A 16610-nucleotide genomic window follows, 5' to 3' on the forward strand; every position below is an offset into this window, starting at 1 on the left:
ACTAAATGAAATCAACGAAACGCCTCGCTGCGAGTTCTTCAACGCCAGGTAGTTCGCTAAAAGCCTGTGAAAATCAGTAAATTTGACAGCTTTTTGTATCTTGAATCTTCATCATTTGCGACAATAATCACTAATTTCCGAATCTACTTACGTTTAGTTATGAAAACCGAATTGAATCTTCATGATCGTAGCCTGACCCTACATCGTTTCCCAATGCGCTCTAATGAGACTCTTCAAGCATGGGACGCAGGTGATGAATACCTCATCAATCACGTGGAAGAACTTGCACTGCCTGACAATCAAAATATCGTGGTTATTAACGATAACTTTGGTGCGTTGGCTTGCTGGTTTTCAGACAAACATAATGTCACTTTAGTCAGTGATTCTTTTATCTCCCACAAGGGAGCACAACAAAACCTAGAGCAAAATGGTGGCAACAAGGTCGCATTTCTCACCACCATGGATGAGATTCCTGCGAATGCAGACTTGGTTTTGTTACAGCTACCTAAAAGCAACCGACATCTTGTTTGGCTGTTGAGTCAATTGCGTAAAACGTTGCCCGCGACCTGCCCTATTATTGCGGTCAATAAAGCGAAAGAAATCCATACTTCGACACTGAAATTATTCGAAAAATACTTAGGCGAGACAAAAACCTCTCTAGCATGGAAAAAACACCGTCTAGTCTTCTCACACGCAAATGCGCAACCTGTTATGGAAGTAGACCCAATGACAGTATGGGGAGTTGACGGCGAAAACATCGAACTCAAAAACCTGCCAAATGTTTACTCTGGTGAAAGCCTGGATTTGGGGGCACGCTTTATGCTTCAACACCTCCCTCAAGATTCGGAGCTAAAACACGTCATCGATCTTGGTTGTGGTAATGGTGTTCTATCCGTAAAGATGGGGCAATTGAATCCCCAAGCACGCCTGACTTGTGTCGATGAGAGCTTTATGGCTGTCGAGTCTGCGAAACAAAACTTATTGGCGAATTTAGGAGAAGAGCGTGATATTCAGTGCATTGCCAACAACTGTTTGGATGGATTTAAATCAAGCAGTACTTGTATGGTGATGTGTAACCCGCCTTTCCACCAGCAGCAAGCGATTACTGATCACATTGCATGGCAAATGTTCTGCGATGCCAAACAAATACTGAACCAAGATGGCAAACTATTGGTCATAGGAAACCGTCACCTTGGTTACGATGCGAAGCTAAAACGTCTATTTGGCGACAAAAATGTGAAATTAGTCGCTTCTAACAATAAGTTCGTGATTTTACAGGCAACGAAAAATCCTGCTAAATTAGGCGCAAAGCAATAAAGTCCTGACTTTAGCAAAATGTTTAAAAGGAATAATAAGATGAAAAAACTGGTACTCGCGGCTTCGGTTGCTTTGCTTGCTGCATGTTCAGCGCCACAACAACCTCAACTGAATCTGATGCCTGAAACGACATTAAGCACAAACCCTATCGTACAAGGTAAGAGCTATAGCCTAACCAGTAAAGATGTACGCGCAGCACAATACGTTGCACTTGTTGACAACGGTCGTTCAAACATTTTGCCTCTTCATGCAAAGCAAAACCTACGCATTTCTCTTGAAGAAGCGCTAGAGAAGCAGTTCTCTTCTCAGGGCTTCCACTCTGATCTAAACAGTGACAATTCGATTGAGCTGCAAGTTCAAGAAGCGTTGGTGAACGTGAAGCATTCAGTGATGGAAAATCATATGGATGCAAAAGTGGTACTAGAGATCACGGCGGAAACTCCGCAAGGCAAGCTTGTTAAGACCTATACTGGTACAGCTAAACGTTCGGGAACATTAAGCGCTTCAGATTCAGATATTGAGCAAACATTAAATGATGTTGTTGCTTTAACATTGAAAGAAATCGCGAATGACCCTGAGCTTCGTCAATACATGCAGGAGCGATTCTAATGCTACGCAAAGTTATTCTTTCTCTCGCGCTATTGAGCTGCAGTGTTTTCGCCGGTCCGAAAGTTGCGTTTGAAACAACACTGGGTAACTTCACCGTTGAGTTAAATGAGGAAAAAGCGCCAATTACTGTCGCTAATTTCCTTAAATATGTCGAAGACGGTAGCTACGAGGGCACCATTTTCCATCGAGTGATCCCTGGCTTTATGGCACAAGGCGGCGGCTTCAACCAAGATATGCAAATGGTGAAGACATACGCTCCAATTAAAAACGAGGGTAACAATGGTTTAAACAATAACCGTGCTACCATCGCGATGGCTCGTACCAACGCTCCAGACTCTGCTACTCGCCAGTTTTTCATTAACCTAGTAGATAACGACTTCTTGAACTATGGCGCTCGCCCACCGGGTTACGCTGTGTTTGGCGAAGTCACTGAAGGCTTTGACGTCATTCAAAAGATGGCACAACAGCCAACCAAATCTGTCGGTCGCATGCGCGATGTCCCTGATACGCAAATCGTCATCACCAAAGCAACACTGCTCAAATAGCCAAACTCATAAGCCCTTTGAATATTCGAAGGGCTTTCTCTTTTAGTGGCTCAATTTTAACGGATTGATTTATGTCTTCATTGCCTTCCATCACTTGGTTGGAAACGGTAAAAAGTTACCTTGATAAACGCCTGCTTTGGGTTTTCATGTTGGGTTGCTCCAGTGGCTTCCCATGGGTACTTATTGGTTCAAATATGTCGGGTTGGCTGAAAGATGCAGGTCTCACTCTGTCTGCTATTGGCTACTTCGGCAGTGTATTTGCGGTGTACGCAATCAACTTTATGTGGGCTCCTTTGGTCGATCGCGTCAAGCTGCCTGTATTACATCGCTTGCTAGGGCAGCGTCGTAGCTGGATCTTTCTATGCCAAAGTGTCGTGCTGGTCGCGACTCTATTTATTGCAGGTGTAAATCCAGCGGAAAACCTAGTTTTCACCTCACTGCTCGCACTGTGTATTGCCACCGCGTCAGCAACACAAGACATTGCGATTGATGCATTCCGTATTGATAGCTTTCCAAAATCAGAAGATTCGAAATTACCGCAAGCCTCCGCAATGGCAGTAATTGGTTGGTGGACTGGCTACTCTTTACCTGGTTATTTGGCATTCATCAATGCAGACAGTGTCGGTTGGAATGGCGTGTATTACGGCATGGCTTTTATTGTCATCATTTTGATGCTCTTCACTTTGCTAGTAGGTGAACCGAAAACACAACGTGAACAGCTTCAATCGGAAGCAGAGCAGCGCCATAAAGAAGTAGTTGGTTCTAAATTAGTCGCTTGGTTTACCGTTACCGTTGTAGAACCTTTCTTAGATTTCTTCAATCGAAATGGTGTTCGTGTTGCCATCACGCTTTTATTGTTTGTTTTCCTATTCAAGATTGGGGAAGCATTCTTAGGTCGTATGTCCATCGCTTTCTATAAAGAGATAGGTTTTAGCAACGAGCAAATCGGTTACTACTCGAAACTCATTGGCTGGGGTGCGACCATGTTGTTCACCTTTGTCGGCAGTATGTTCAACGTTAAGTTTGGTATTGTACGTGGCTTGATGATTGGTGGTATTGCAATGGCAGCAAGCAACCTGATGTTTGCTTGGATCGCGAAAGTCGGACCAAATGAACACTTGTTCTTGGCGACGATCATTGTTGATAACTTCACGACGGCATTCTCGACAGTGGCGTTTGTATCATTCTTGACGATATTGACCGGTCAAGCTTTCTCGGCGACTCAATACGCATTGTTGGCGTCGCTAGGTAACTTTGGGCGAACAACATTGGCGTCATTCAGTGGCGAACTGGTCGATTATCTGAATGATTGGACCACATTCTTCGTTATTACTGCCGTAATGGTTGTGCCAAGCTTGATCATGCTCTATTCATTGCGACACTACTTTACTGAGTTGCTGGAAAAGGCAAGACAAAGAAATTAAAAAAAAGATGATGAAGAAAGCCACCGAGATAAGGTGGCTTTTTGTTTGAGTTCCTAGCTTATGGATACATGCCTTTACCAAACAGATTGAAGATTCTCGCGACACCCTGTGTGAATATCATTGGCTCGGTCAGTACCGTCAAACATAAGCAGTCTTCACCGGGCTTAGTAAAAGGGCTATGTTTTACTGACGCATCTCTTACCAGCATATCTCCCACTTCGTAGTGACCATCTTCATCACTGAATCCACCATGGAGTACAAGTGTCGATTCTTGTCCTTTGTGCGTGTGCTGTGGAATACGAACATCTTCACTTATATACATAAGGTTAACGCGCGCATCTTCCCCTAAATCCAATTGAGCGCTATACACTTTTCCACCGTAACTCTTCCACTCCCCCACTAAATCTGAAAAGCGACTGAGCGTTTTCGGAAGCTTGAAATCTTTACCCGCAACCGCCACCTTCGCTACATCTTTAATAATAATGCTATCTGGTTTGGGTTCTGCCGTAATAATGTCGTTAAACATACTGTCAAACTCTGCATCGTATTCTGGTGAAATGTCATCAACGACAACATTCGCCTGTGCAGCTTCTAACTGATTTACATACGCTCGGCATTTGGAACAGTTTTCTAGATGTGTGGCAACCACCAGACCAGAAACTGCATCAATACTTCCGGAAGCGTAAGCTTCTAACAAGTTGTTATCTGGATGTTTGTTCATAATTGCTCCGTATGCATTGAATGCCTCAACTTCTCTACCGCGAGTCTCAATCGTGATTTCACGGTCCCCAAAGGTATGTCGAACAACTCAGCGACTTGTTGGTGTGGCAACTCTTCGAGGTATACTGCCTGCAAAACGTCCCTTTGATTCTTCGGCAGGATGTCTAAAAACTTCACCACCTGATCTTTGAGCATGTCTTGCTCTGGCGAATAATGGTCCACCAAATCAGGTGGATAATAATCTGATGGCCAAATGTCGTCAGAATGGATGTGTAGATCCTTACCCTTTTGCTTTCTTAGTAAATCAAAACAAAGGTTACGGATAATGGTGTAAATCCATGTCGACAAAGCACTCTTGGTACCGTCGTATAAATGAGCCTTTTGCCATACCGTTGCCATGGTTTCTTGCACCATCTCCATCGCAACTTGCTCGTTACCGACATGTTTGTAGGCGAACTGCTTTAGCTTTGGTGCATAGAAACGAAATACGAAAGCAAAAGCGTCTTTATCACGCGCTTTCACTTTATTCATGTATTCATTCCATTCGCTTCGCCCCAATTTTTGTGGGCTTTCACTCATCATAATCAGCCTTAATTGTTGGGAGGAGTTGCCCCCTCCCATCCTAATGTTACTTGGTAATGTCACCAACAAGCAGACCAAAACCACCATTGTCATCAATTGCAATCGCCTGATATACCATGCCATTTTCTAGTGTAGGCAAAGGCGCAGGACCAATGACCGGAGTTTTATCACCTGGCGCTGTTACGGTTACAAAGTAATCGCCAGCAGTGACGTAAACATTTTGAGCACTATCTTTATACGCAAAGTTAGCTAATGCTGGATCACTTTGAGAAATATCTTGCGACGGTGTTAGATAAACATCCACACTTGCGGCTGCTGGATTTGCTGCTGCGTGAGTGACATTCAGTACCGCGCTTGTCGCAATCGATCTTCTGTTATCCGATACCACAAGAGGCTCTACCGCAAGTGGTACCGCAGTACCCACAGCGTAAACACTGTAAGACATGCCACTATCCAAAGTTACATCAGCATCGATAATAGGGTCAGTTAGCCCCGCATCAACTGTTGCATTGTAGGTACCTGCATCAACCGAAAGGTAATTAGAGATATCTTTAAACATCACGTCGTTAAGTACGACATTGCCATCCAGCGCGACGTCCACATTTGGTGCACCATCGACAAGATGCCCTACTCTCAACTCAGATTTGCTGCCTGTATTTAAAATAATAGACGACCCCATACCATCTAGCACTAGTAGCTTGACTGGTGAGCCCGAGATCGTGCCGCCGGTTTTAATGGCAGCAATGGTCAAATCTGCGTTTGCAGGGAGCGGTATGGTACCGGAGTCAAAAGCAACGTTACCACCTGCAACAAGACGAACTTGGTAATCACCTGCAGCAATATTGAGGACGTCTGTCGAGTCTTTATACCCAAGAGTGGTAATGGGCGAAGAAGAAGCAAGGTCTGCACCCGGGGCTGTTACATACAGGTCAACATCACCTACACCAGCAGCCGCATGCACAACTTGTACATCCAAACTGTTTTCATCAGCCATCGACATTGCGCTTCTTGTCACGATCAATGGCTCCACTGGATTAGCCGACCCCATTGCAGCATCACCAACAACAAATGCGGTGTATTTAAGGTCTGAGTCTAAATCCAACGACGTCTTATCAACCACGGTTGCAACTTCGCCACCCGGCAGTTGTACGTCAACTTGTACCGAGTTTGTACCCTCGCGCAGTTTTACGTAACCTGAACCCACACCGTAATCCACCCCGGTTAACGCTGCTTGGTCGTTAATCCAAACATTTGCTAAAGGGGCATCTGCCGAAGCGTGTACCGCTTGTAAATTCGAATATTCAATCGAGTCGCTGTCTGAACCACACGCAGCAATCCCTAGCACAGCAACCAAAGTTACTGCGGTTTTAGTTAGTCCTTTCATATCCTAGTCTCTCTTTTCGGTGGGGCGTCTATGGCTTGATTGAGAAATTCCAATGCTGGCAGACAATCTTTTGCACCAACCAGCTTCTCAAACAACGCACTGTCGAGCGGCAGTAATTCAAGCCAACGTTGGGTGACCCACGAAGCATCATCATAAAAACGATGCTGGTAGAGCCTGCCCACCTGAGGAAACTGTTCATATATATGATCGAGCTGCTTGCTCAAATAAAGAAAGTTGGGAGTGGGCGTTGGTTCGCACCAATTTTCAATCCACTCAACCTCAGCATGACGAAGACCATCTGAATCTGCTCGTACGCGCGTGACAGTAAAACGCTTTTCACCAACAACGGTGATACCAAGAAGCCCATCACTCAGTGTTTCGAAATCAACGATGGTGACCAAAGTACCAATAGACGACACATTCCCTACTGCTTTTGGATCCTCTCCACTACCAACAAGGCAAACGCCGAACCCGACATTTTGAACGCTGCATTCTTTCACCATGCGTTGATACCGTGGCTCAAAAATGCGCAAATTCATTTTTCCTTCTGGCAGTACAACCGAGGTTAAAGGGAATAACATGACTTCTTTCATTAAATCGTCCTCTTTGATTCCCAAACTCATACGAACGGTGTATTGGAGAGATCACTAACGATTTATGTTGGTTAATCGACTGGCTTAAAAAGTCATAAAAACGTTTACGCAAACGACATGCGTCACATATTTATTGCAAAACGATGCAACAAACAAAAAGTTCCGTGAAATAAACTTATTTCGTGACGAGCTTCACTAAAAACCTTCATTTTTGCATCCTTTATCACTTTCATTTGGGATTTTTATCGCTATTATTCCCGCCAATTGGAAAGCGCAGCAAAGATTGCGTGTTCTGAATCATTACAAACATAGAGAGTCCCCTTATGCGTAAATCACTTTTAGCTCTTAGCCTTCTAGCGGCTACTTCAGCTCCTGTAATGGCTGCTGACTACTCAGACGGCGACATCCACAAGAACGATTACAAGTGGATGCAATTCAACCTAATGGGTGCATTTGACGAACTTCCAGGTGAGTCTTCACACGACTACCTAGAAATGGAATTTGGCGGTCGCTCTGGTATCTTCGACCTATACGGTTACGTTGACGTATTCAACCTAACTTCAGATCCAGGCAGCGACAAAGCTGGTGCAGAGAAGATCTTCATGAAGTTCGCACCACGTATGTCTCTAGACGCACTAACTGGTAAAGACCTATCTTTCGGTCCAGTTCAAGAGCTTTACGTATCTACTCTTATGGAGTGGGGTGGCGCTTCTCAAGTTAACACTCAAAAAGTAGGTCTTGGTTCTGACGTAATGGTTCCTTGGTTCGGTAAAGTAGGTCTTAACCTATACGGTACTTACGATTCAAACCGAAAAGACTGGAACGGTTTCCAAATCTCGACTAACTGGTTCAAACCATTCTACTTCTTCGAGAACGGTTCATTCATTTCTTACCAAGGTTACATCGATTACCAATTCGGTATGAAAGATGAATACACAACTGCTAGCAGTGGCGGCGCAATGTTCAACGGTATCTACTGGCACTCTGACCGCTTCGCAGTGGGTTACGGTCTAAAAGGTTACAAAGACATCTACGGTATCAAAGACACTGACGCATTCAAGTCTACTGGCTTTGGTCACTACCTAGCTGTAACTTACAAGTTCTAATAGAACCCATAAGTTCCCCAAAAATGGCGCCTTCTGGCGCCATTTTTATTTGCTTTCCTTTTTTCCCTCATTATCCTTGCAGCAAACCTTTTTAATGAGAGCGTTTGGTGAATATTCTTATCCTTGGACCTGGAGCCGTTGGCTCACTCTGGGCGACCAAATTCCAACTTGCCGGACACAACGTCTCCTTGTGGGGAAGAACCTCAGATAGTAAGCAACTGCTTCAACTTGATGACTCTCCTGCAATTAATTTTGCTAATCAACACCTTCCTTCTGTACAAGCCGCAGACCTGATTGTTGTGACAGTAAAAGCATGGCAAGTGGACGAAGCGATAACCCCTCTTTTGCCGTATATCAACACTGATACCATTGTAATGCTAATGCACAATGGCATGGGAACAGCACCACTTTTGGAAACAAAGCTCACTGATAACCCTATCGTGATTGCAACCACCACACACGGTGCCTATAAACCAAGCAAAGCACAGGTTCTTCATACTGGCCATGGTCACACCCAATTAGGTGGTTTTAATACCAAAGGCAATCAATGCGAATTTCTCGCGCAAGTGATGAACCACGCTTTACCAGAAGTCAGTTGGAACCCAAACATCAATACTGCGCTGTGGACCAAGCTTGCGATCAATTGTGCAATCAACCCCCTGACAGCCATCCATCAATGCAAAAATGGTGATCTTGCTGCTCCTGAGTTTGCAGTGACATTAAAAAGCATCACTTATGAGTTGGTAGCAGTCATGAACAAAGAAGAGATAAAGATCGATTTTGACTCTTTACATGCCACAATTATGCAGGTGGTTAACGCTACAGCTGCAAACTACTCTTCTATGAGACAAGATGTCCTTCACCAACGTCGTACCGAGATAGACTTTATTACTGGTTATTTGCTGCAAGCTGCCGAAAAACACCAAATTAGTACGCCAGAGAACGCAAAACTCTATCAACACATCAAACAGATTGAACAAAGCTGGACAGAACAATGAACAAAAAGATCTTAGTACCTATCGCTCCGGGCACAGAGGAAATGGAAGCGGTAACCGTTATCGATATGATGGTTCGTGCTGGCTATGACGTGACGGTAGCAAGCGCAGACTTCGATGGTGCTCTTACAATGAAAGCCTCTCGCGGTGTAACACTGACAGCGGATTGTAAATTGGTTGATATTGCTGACGATGAGTTTGATGCAATTGTTCTGTCTGGTGGTGTTGGCGGCGCAGAAACCTTCCGTGATAGCACCATCATGATTGAGATTCTGAAACAGCATATGTACGAAGGAAAACTGGTTGCCGCGATTTGTGCAGCGCCAGCTTTGGTTTTGCAACATCACAACCTTTACCCTGAAGCCCTGATGACATGTCATCCAAGCTTCCAATCTCATATTCCTGAAGACAAATGGCGAGCTAAACGTGTCACCATGGATGTGAATCACAACCTACTGACAAGTCAGGGACCAGGAACTGCACTTGAGTTCGCGATGGAAATCATTATCAAACTTTCCGGTAAAGAACATGGATGGATGGTTGCTGAGCCGTTAGTCACTATCCCAACACTGCATTATCACGAACTCGGTGACGAATAATGTTTGACGTAAACGCTGTACGCGAACAGTTCCCAGCCCTAAATCAAGACGTCAACCAATCGCCTTTGGTTTACCTTGATAGCGCAGCAACAACACAAAAGCCACAGTGCGTGATCGATGTGATTAGCCGTTACTACAGTGCACAAAATGCTAACGTGCACCGTGGCAGTCACAGCTTAACAGCCAACGCGACCAGTCAATTTGAAGCGGCTCGTGAAACCGTTGCGAAGTTCATAGGAGCAAGCAGTTCAAAAGAAATCATTTGGACTAGAGGCGCAACCGAAGCACTAAACCTAATCGCACAAACTTATGCTCGCAGCACACTCCAAGCCGGTGATGAAATCCTGATCAGTGAAATGGAACACCACGCGAACATCGTGCCTTGGCAAATTGTCGCGGAGCAAACGGGCGCGAAAATCGTTAAAGTTCCGATGACCTCCGATTGCCAGTTCGATATCAATGCGTTTGAAGCACTGTTGTCGGAGCGCTGTAAAATCGTGGCGTGTGCACAAATCACCAACGTCACTGGCTCTCGTCAACCTATCGAGAAAATCATCGCAACGGCACATGCAGCAGGTGCGGTTGTTGTTGTTGATGGTGCACAAGGTATCGTTCATGAACCGTTGAACTTGGCAGAGCTTGATGTTGATTTTTATGTTTTCTCCGGTCACAAACTGTATGCACCCGCTGGGATTGGCGTACTGTATGGCAAACTTGAACTTTTAGAAGCAATGCCACCATGGCATGGCGGCGGCAAAATGGTCGAAAGAGTCTCGTTTGAGAAAACCACCTTCTCTGCCTTGCCGGGTAAGTTTGAGGCAGGCACACCAAACGTCGCCGGCGCGATTGCTCTAGCGAAAGCCATCGATTGGTACCAAAGCTTCGACCAAGCCGCAGTAGAGGCACATCTGCATTCTCTGCAGGACAAAGCTTACCAAGCACTAAGCCAGTTGGACGACATTCAAATCCTCGGTTACCAACCGAACGCTTCAGTACTTACCTTTGTGATGGATGGCGTTCACCACCAAGACATTGCCACGCTGCTTGATCAACAAGGTATCGCTGTTCGTGCCGGGCATCACTGTGCGCACCCTCTGATGGATGCGCTCAACGTTAAAGGCACGGTGCGCGTTTCTTTTGGTATCTACAATACGTTAGAAGATGTTGAAAAGCTGATTGCAGCAGTCGAGAAAGCGGTCGATATGCTTTAACAATCAAGATACCAATCTAGATACATAGAAAAAGGGTTGAAACCACTTGGCTTCAACCCTTTTCTTTGTTTTGTTCTTTGCGCGATTTTAACTAACGCCAACTACTGAGCCTGTGTTTTGATCTGCTCAACAATCGCTTTCAAACCATTACCACGCGATGGGCTTAGGTGAGCAATTAAACCGAGTTTTTCAAAGTAAGCATCAATATCAAACGCTTGAATTTGCTCTGCCGTTTTACCGTCGTAAGCCGCCATCACCAAGGCAATCAAACCACGTACAATACGCGCATCAGAATCAGCACAGAAGTGCCATACACCGTCTTGCTCTTTGCTCACCAGCCATACTAGGCTTTCACAGCCAGATACCGTAACTTGCTCTGATTTAAGCTCTTCAGGCATTTGAGGCAACTTTTTACCCCATTGAATTACCTGACGGTAACGGTCTTCCCAACCTTTAAATTGCTGCATGGTTGCAGCGATGTCTTCACTGGTAATGTCAGTGCCAAACGGCGAAACAGGAAAATCAGTCATGATGCGCTCTCTTCTCTGAATTACTTCTTATGCTTTTGGATCAGCTTTTCAACAATACGAGATACCGCAACAAAACCAAACGTTGCTGTTACAACCGTCGCTGCGCCAAAACCACTCGCACAGTCCATACGTTTTGGACCTTCTGCTGTCGATTTCACGCCGCATACTGAACCATCGGCTTGTGGGTACTTCAATTGCTCGGTAGAGAACACACAATCGATACCAAACTTACGTGCTGGATTTTTCGGGAAGTTATGATGACGACGCAATGTGTCTTTGATCTTCTTAGCCAGTGGATCTTGGATTGTCTTGGTCAGATCTGCCACCATGATTTGGGTTGGATCGATTTGACCACCAGCACCGCCGGTTGTGATCACTTTAATCTTGTTACTACGGCAGTAAGCCAATAGCGACGCTTTTGCTTTTACGCTATCGATCGCATCCAACACGTAATCGAACTCTTTGCTCAAGTACTCGTGCTGGTTATCTGGCGTGATGAAATCGTCAATCAGATTGACCTTACACTCAGGGTTAATCAGCTTAACGCGCTCTGCCATTACTTCAATTTTGCTTTGACCAACCGTGCCAGTCATCGCATGAATTTGACGGTTAATGTTAGTCACACACACGTCATCCATATCGATAAGCGTCAACTCACCAATACCAGTACGTGCCAGCGCTTCTACCGCCCATGAACCAACACCGCCAATACCAATCACACACACGTGTGCAGCACGAAGAATTTCTACTTCGCTGTTGCCGTAGAGACGACGAGTGCCACCAAAACGTTGGTTGTAGCTGTCAGATGCCGGAGTATCGAGTTCACGCATATTGAAGTTCCAGATGATCGATAGAAAAACAAAGAGTGCGATTTATACGCACTCTTTGAGGAAATGTCTAGACGATGAGAGGTGATTCCTCTCACTAGGCGCTTATTGTAACTTCTCTGGTGGTAAAGCCCAAGGCGCTTGCGTTGGTGTGTTTTCCAAACCCAACTTCCATACTCGGCCAAAGTGCTTGTAATGACCCGCTTCGGTACCTGCACGTGGCCCCATACCATGGTACAAGTCGAGATGGTTTTGTTTTACCGCTCCGCCAGTGTCCAGCACAATAAGAAGGCGGAGTTGGTGCGCACCACTCCATGTACCGTCTTTATTAAGTAACGGTACTTCTGCCAAAATTGGCGTGCCCATAGGAAGAATCGAGCGATCGCCCGCCACCGATGCCATTGGTAATAGAGGGATACCTGCAGAACCCGTTACCGGCGCATCCGCTTGTGGCGCGAAGAAGACATAAGACGGATTTTGCTCAAGCAACTCACGAACCGTTGCTTCATCGTTTGCCATTACCCATTCTTTGATTGCTTTTAATGACATCTTTTCACGTGGTACTTCTCCACGTTCAATCAAAATTCGACCAATGCTCACATAGGCTTTGTTGTTCTTGCCTGCATAAGCAAAATATTCCAACGTGTCATCATCTTCAAAATGAACAAAACCGCTGCCCTGCACTTCCATCATAAATGGGTCGATCATATTTGGCGCGTAACCCAACTCAAGCCCTTGCCCTTCTAGTGCACCGTTGTAGATTTCGGCACGAGTCGGACAATCTGAGCTACACGTCGGCTTGCCATACACTGGGTATTTAAACTTTTCATTTGGCTCATGGCGTAATTCCATCACCGGAGAGAAATATCCAGTAAACAACACGTTGCCCTTTTTATCCCCACCACCAAGTTGCGCAGCCTGAATGCCATATGCACTCAAAGCTGTCGTATCGCCACTTTGCAATGCCCACTCGCTCAATTTTTCATACAACGGTTGGTACATTTTTGCCATTGAAGGAGAGTTAATCACCACCTGCTCTGCTTGCTTATTGAATTCAGTAAAGTCTTGCGGTTTGTTTGATTCCACCACATCCGTTTTATTTAGGATGTTTGGAAACTCGCCATCTAAATATTGTTGAGCACGATCGTTTTGATCGGCGGCACAACCAAATAGCAAAGCTAAAGAGACGATAGGAAGGAGTTTTTTAAGCACGTGTTTTTTCCATAAAAGAAGATAGCAAAAGGATGGCAAACAAATGCACACGACGCAATTGAAAAGCTGCGACAAAGTGTATCAGCGCTAAGGCAAATGCTCTGTTTGCTGTCAATTTATCCATTTAAACTGGGTTGAGAATAATATACCCAAGTAACCTCGAGATGCTAGGTTCAGCGAGACTGACTTGGTTTGTAGACGCGGCGGCGATTTAAAGGTTTAGTGGGTCTAAATCAAGAATCGGCAACAAAGTATACAAGCCAAGGCAGCTCGCCCTTTGGGAGCGTGTCATTGACCCGATTGCTGCGTCAAACAACTTGGAAAGAGCTGGCTATTACACTGCGTTGTTTTCCTTGCTCTCGAATCAATGACAACGCTCTGAATCCTGCATCTTGAAGTCACTTGGGTATAACAGCAATGGAATCAAACGATTGTCCGGAAAATGTTTGTGAAAAGTCGCAAGAACATAAAGATGTGACAAAACGCGACGCCCTGCCATCATGCAACGAATCGCGCTTTAAAAGAGTGGGTTATCGAACCGCTAAGTTAGAGTGTCCTTCTAAATGAAAAACGGGCAGATAATGGGCATTCGCATCTAATTTCATCTCGGCATAGTGCTGCCCGACAAACTCAAAAGTGCGAACAGTTGAACCCACTTTATAAGACAAGCTATCACCATCGAACTCAAAGTCAGTAGCGACCGTGGAGCCACGAACCATCACCCCTCGTTCACTCAGGATGAACTCTTCGCGGGCATAAGGTGCAACATCTTGCTCCACCCACTTGCCATAAACGGTAGATTTAGGAATCGGCGGATTTACATAGCGCGTAATTAAGTCGCCGTACATCAAAAGAACGGCAATTGTCCCAACAAGCGCTGTTAACATCAGAAAACGTTCTGTCCACTTGCGTAATGTCGATTTGGTTGATGAATTTTGCTCGGTTTGAGCAGTGATCGCAGCATTCTTATTTACAACTGAAGACATGAGGCTCACGTAATTAAACTAGACCGGAGCATTGTAACCTCTTCGCCCAAACAGAACCAAGTATCATACTCTCGATGTTTGGACTCTATTCCAAAAAATTGCCTTGCCAACAATTGAATAAAAAGACAATATTAGAGCATAAATAAACACAAGGAATGGCTGTAGTGAAAATTCGTAGTACTGCTCTGGTTAAAGGATTCCGTCAATCCACGCCCTATGTAAACGCACACCGTGGAAAAACCATGGTGCTGATGTTAGGTGGCGAAGCGGTTGCTGATAAGAACTTTGGCAACATTATCAATGACATTGCATTGATGCACAGCCTTGGCATCAAAGTCGTCATCGTCTATGGCGCTAGACCACAGATTAATCAACTGCTGGAAAAACAAGACCTTACTACGCCATATCATAAGAATATCAGGATCACCGACGAAGCCGCACTTTCGGTAGTTATGCAAGCAGCGGGACAACTTCAGCTAGCCATTACCGCACGCTTATCTATGAGCCTTAACAACACACCAATGGCAGGCACGCAACTCAACGTTGTAAGCGGTAACTTTGTCATCGCTCAACCTCTTGGTGTTGATGATGGCGTCGACTATTGCCATAGCGGTCGTATCCGTCGAATCGATACCGATGCTATTCACCGTACACTCGATCAAGGTTCGATTGTGTTACTCGGTCCTATTGCCAGCTCAGTAACTGGTGAATGTTTTAATCTGCTTTCTGAGGAAGTGGCGACTCAACTTGCGATCAAGTTAGGAGCAGATAAATTGATTGGGTTCTGTTCAGAACAAGGGGTCATTGATGACAATGGCAATGCGGTGGCGGAATTATTCCCTATCGAAGCCGAACATGTCATTAAAAAACTCACTGAAAATACATCCCCAGACAGCGATTACCACTCTGGAACTCTGCGTTTTCTTAACGGTTCGATTGCAGCTTGCCGAGCTGGAGTACCTCGAAGCCACCTTATCAGTTACAAGGTGGATGGCGCACTTATCCAAGAATTGTTCTCTTTTGATGGTATCGGTACACAAGTCGTCATGGCAAGTGCAGAGCAAGTGCGCGGAGCCAATATTGATGATATCGGTGGTATCTTAGAATTGATTCGACCTTTGGAAGAACAAGGCGTGTTGGTGAGACGTTCCCGAGAACAATTGGAGCAAGAAATTGGTAAATTTACTATTATCGAAAAAGACGGTCTGATTATCGGATGCGCCGCCTTGTATCCCTATGTCGAAGAACGCAAAGCAGAAATGGCGTGTGTCGCCATCCATCAAGACTATCGCGATGGCAATCGAGGATTGTTATTGCTGAATTATATGAAGCATCGCTCTAAGTCTGACGACATCAACCAAATCTTTGTGCTCACTACGCACAGCTTACATTGGTTCAGAGAACAAGGCTTTTATGAAGTAGGCGTCGATTACTTACCAGGAGCAAAGCAAGGTTTGTATAACTTCCAGCGCAAGTCAAAAATCTTAGCTTTAGATCTGTAGAAACAACGAGCAAGGGCACGAAAACTACATATCTTATTATGCAAAGCATTACATTGACACTGGTCGCAATTTAACCTTTTCAATATACATACTGTTGGTTATACTCTGTTCAATGTTTGATTGAGTTTTAATCAATCAACAGTATGGATCTAGGTGAACGTTCTTCACCCTAAAGTGCTGAGAGCTTTGACAACTCAGCACGATACATCAAGGACAGCTGTTACTCTTAAAATGAATAAGATGAGCACTGTTATGAGAACCATTATTTGCAATTCGCTTCAAAGCTTTTGGGATATGGCAGACAACCAGTTTTTGGAAGGGCTTGATGTCCATTGCGTGTTCCCCGTCAATGATGCCATCAGAGATTTTATCTTGGCTTATCAGCAGCAGTACAAAATTCGCAGCGTGTCATTTACCAATGCGTTTACACAAAATTAAAAAAGACCGAGCATGGTGCTCGGTCTTTTT

Annotated in this window: 18 protein-coding genes; 10 read left to right on the plus strand and 8 right to left on the minus strand. The window is 44.9% G+C overall.

Annotated elements, in window-relative coordinates; all coding sequences use genetic code 11:
* Positions 1–159 precede the first annotated feature (159 nt).
* The 4 genes from OH459_RS04030 (at position 160) to OH459_RS04045 (ending at position 3895) form a co-directional block, all read left to right on the plus strand.
* Entirely contained in the window at positions 160–1317 is a 1158-nt protein-coding gene (locus tag OH459_RS04030; protein ID WP_029790424.1) for a methyltransferase, read from the plus strand.
* A 39-nt stretch (positions 1318–1356) separates the two neighbouring features.
* Positions 1357–1926: a YajG family lipoprotein gene (locus tag OH459_RS04035; protein WP_009698663.1), complete on the plus strand. Its 570-nt coding sequence runs from the start codon at positions 1357–1359 to the stop codon at positions 1924–1926.
* Positions 1926–2471 carry a peptidylprolyl isomerase gene (locus OH459_RS04040; protein ID WP_239970009.1) on the plus strand — a complete coding sequence of 182 codons (546 nt, stop codon included), beginning with the start codon at positions 1926–1928 and terminating at the stop codon, positions 2469–2471. The genes OH459_RS04035 and OH459_RS04040 overlap by 1 nt, the downstream gene beginning before the upstream one ends.
* 71 nt (positions 2472–2542) lie before the next feature.
* On the plus strand, positions 2543–3895 hold the full coding sequence (locus OH459_RS04045) for an AmpG family muropeptide MFS transporter (protein ID WP_009698664.1): 1353 nt from the start codon (positions 2543–2545) through the stop codon (positions 3893–3895).
* Positions 3896–3953: 58 nt separating this feature from the next.
* Here the strand turns inward: OH459_RS04045 and OH459_RS04050 are convergent, their stop codons facing one another.
* From OH459_RS04050 to OH459_RS04065, 4 genes are read right to left on the minus strand one after another with little or no spacing between them, the layout of a single operon-like run.
* Positions 3954–4616, minus strand: coding sequence for a ChrR family anti-sigma-E factor (locus OH459_RS04050; protein WP_005450940.1), 663 nt, complete (start codon positions 4614–4616; stop codon positions 3954–3956).
* A complete protein-coding gene (locus OH459_RS04055) occupies positions 4613–5197 on the minus strand; it encodes an RNA polymerase sigma factor (protein ID WP_005450938.1) in 585 nt (194 codons plus the stop codon). The genes OH459_RS04050 and OH459_RS04055 overlap by 4 nt, the downstream gene beginning before the upstream one ends.
* 46 nt (positions 5198–5243) lie before the next feature.
* On the minus strand, positions 5244–6581 hold the full coding sequence (locus OH459_RS04060) for a DUF4397 domain-containing protein (protein ID WP_005450935.1): 1338 nt from the start codon (positions 6579–6581) through the stop codon (positions 5244–5246).
* Complete coding sequence (locus OH459_RS04065; RefSeq protein WP_005450933.1) at positions 6578–7174, minus strand: LON peptidase substrate-binding domain-containing protein; 597 nt, start codon at positions 7172–7174, stop codon at positions 6578–6580. The genes OH459_RS04060 and OH459_RS04065 overlap by 4 nt, the downstream gene beginning before the upstream one ends.
* A 323-nt stretch (positions 7175–7497) precedes the next feature.
* Between OH459_RS04065 and OH459_RS04070 the strand changes: the two genes are divergently transcribed.
* The 4 genes from OH459_RS04070 (at position 7498) to csdA (ending at position 11085) form a co-directional block, all read left to right on the plus strand.
* Complete coding sequence (locus OH459_RS04070) at positions 7498–8280, plus strand: nucleoside-specific channel-forming Tsx family protein (protein WP_005450932.1); 783 nt, start codon at positions 7498–7500, stop codon at positions 8278–8280.
* A 107-nt stretch (positions 8281–8387) separates the two neighbouring features.
* Entirely contained in the window at positions 8388–9278 is an 891-nt protein-coding gene (gene panE, locus OH459_RS04075) for a 2-dehydropantoate 2-reductase (protein WP_061065346.1), read from the plus strand.
* Entirely contained in the window at positions 9275–9874 is a 600-nt protein-coding gene (locus OH459_RS04080; RefSeq protein ID WP_005450930.1) for a DJ-1 family glyoxalase III, read from the plus strand. Before panE ends, OH459_RS04080 begins: the two co-directional genes overlap by 4 nt.
* Positions 9874–11085: a cysteine desulfurase CsdA gene (gene csdA, locus OH459_RS04085; protein WP_269985916.1), complete on the plus strand. Its 1212-nt coding sequence runs from the start codon at positions 9874–9876 to the stop codon at positions 11083–11085. The genes OH459_RS04080 and csdA overlap by 1 nt, the downstream gene beginning before the upstream one ends.
* Positions 11086–11186: 101 nt before the next feature.
* Here the strand turns inward: csdA and csdE are convergent, their stop codons facing one another.
* The 4 genes from csdE to OH459_RS04105 form a co-directional block, all read right to left on the minus strand.
* Positions 11187–11615, minus strand: coding sequence for a cysteine desulfurase sulfur acceptor subunit CsdE (gene csdE, locus OH459_RS04090; protein ID WP_005450927.1), 429 nt, complete (start codon positions 11613–11615; stop codon positions 11187–11189).
* A gap of 20 nt (positions 11616–11635) precedes the next feature.
* Positions 11636–12445, minus strand: a complete 810-nt coding sequence (tcdA, locus tag OH459_RS04095; protein WP_005427322.1) for a tRNA cyclic N6-threonylcarbamoyladenosine(37) synthase TcdA — start codon at positions 12443–12445, stop codon at positions 11636–11638.
* 102 nt (positions 12446–12547) lie between these two features.
* A complete protein-coding gene (gene mltA, locus OH459_RS04100; protein WP_005450926.1) occupies positions 12548–13654 on the minus strand; it encodes a murein transglycosylase A in 1107 nt (368 codons plus the stop codon).
* Positions 13655–14184: 530 nt separating this feature from the next.
* Entirely contained in the window at positions 14185–14640 is a 456-nt protein-coding gene (locus OH459_RS04105; protein WP_258455434.1) for a DUF2850 domain-containing protein, read from the minus strand.
* Between the two features lie 164 nt (positions 14641–14804).
* On the opposite strand from OH459_RS04105, the gene argA reads away from it, so the two are divergent.
* The gene (argA, locus tag OH459_RS04110; protein ID WP_009698671.1) at positions 14805–16142 is read left to right on the plus strand and encodes an amino-acid N-acetyltransferase; all 1338 of its coding nucleotides are present in this window, start codon (positions 14805–14807) and stop codon (positions 16140–16142) included.
* 252 nt (positions 16143–16394) lie between these two features.
* The gene (locus OH459_RS04115; RefSeq protein WP_005450921.1) at positions 16395–16580 is read left to right on the plus strand and encodes a hypothetical protein; all 186 of its coding nucleotides are present in this window, start codon (positions 16395–16397) and stop codon (positions 16578–16580) included.
* Positions 16581–16610 lie beyond the last annotated feature (30 nt).

The sequence above is a fragment of the Vibrio sp. MM46 genome (assembly GCF_027587135.1).
In the GTDB taxonomy this organism is placed as follows: Bacteria; Pseudomonadota; Gammaproteobacteria; order Enterobacterales; family Vibrionaceae; genus Vibrio; species Vibrio harveyi.

Coding starts and splice junctions, on each gene's coding strand:
- OH459_RS04030 (WP_029790424.1), top strand. CDS start 160: ATGAAAACCGAATTGAATCTTCATGATCGTAGCCTGACCCTACATCGT.
- OH459_RS04035 (WP_009698663.1), top strand. CDS start 1,357: ATGAAAAAACTGGTACTCGCGGCTTCGGTTGCTTTGCTTGCTGCATGT.
- OH459_RS04040 (WP_239970009.1), top strand. CDS start 1,926: ATGCTACGCAAAGTTATTCTTTCTCTCGCGCTATTGAGCTGCAGTGTT.
- OH459_RS04045 (WP_009698664.1), top strand. CDS start 2,543: ATGTCTTCATTGCCTTCCATCACTTGGTTGGAAACGGTAAAAAGTTAC.
- OH459_RS04050 (WP_005450940.1), bottom strand. CDS start 4,616: ATGAACAAACATCCAGATAACAACTTGTTAGAAGCTTACGCTTCCGGA.
- OH459_RS04055 (WP_005450938.1), bottom strand. CDS start 5,197: ATGATGAGTGAAAGCCCACAAAAATTGGGGCGAAGCGAATGGAATGAA.
- OH459_RS04060 (WP_005450935.1), bottom strand. CDS start 6,581: ATGAAAGGACTAACTAAAACCGCAGTAACTTTGGTTGCTGTGCTAGGG.
- OH459_RS04065 (WP_005450933.1), bottom strand. CDS start 7,174: ATGAAAGAAGTCATGTTATTCCCTTTAACCTCGGTTGTACTGCCAGAA.
- OH459_RS04070 (WP_005450932.1), top strand. CDS start 7,498: ATGCGTAAATCACTTTTAGCTCTTAGCCTTCTAGCGGCTACTTCAGCT.
- OH459_RS04080 (WP_005450930.1), top strand. CDS start 9,275: ATGAACAAAAAGATCTTAGTACCTATCGCTCCGGGCACAGAGGAAATG.
- csdA (WP_269985916.1), top strand. CDS start 9,874: ATGTTTGACGTAAACGCTGTACGCGAACAGTTCCCAGCCCTAAATCAA.
- csdE (WP_005450927.1), bottom strand. CDS start 11,615: ATGACTGATTTTCCTGTTTCGCCGTTTGGCACTGACATTACCAGTGAA.
- tcdA (WP_005427322.1), bottom strand. CDS start 12,445: ATGCGTGAACTCGATACTCCGGCATCTGACAGCTACAACCAACGTTTT.
- OH459_RS04105 (WP_258455434.1), bottom strand. CDS start 14,640: ATGTCTTCAGTTGTAAATAAGAATGCTGCGATCACTGCTCAAACCGAG.
- OH459_RS04115 (WP_005450921.1), top strand. CDS start 16,395: ATGAGAACCATTATTTGCAATTCGCTTCAAAGCTTTTGGGATATGGCA.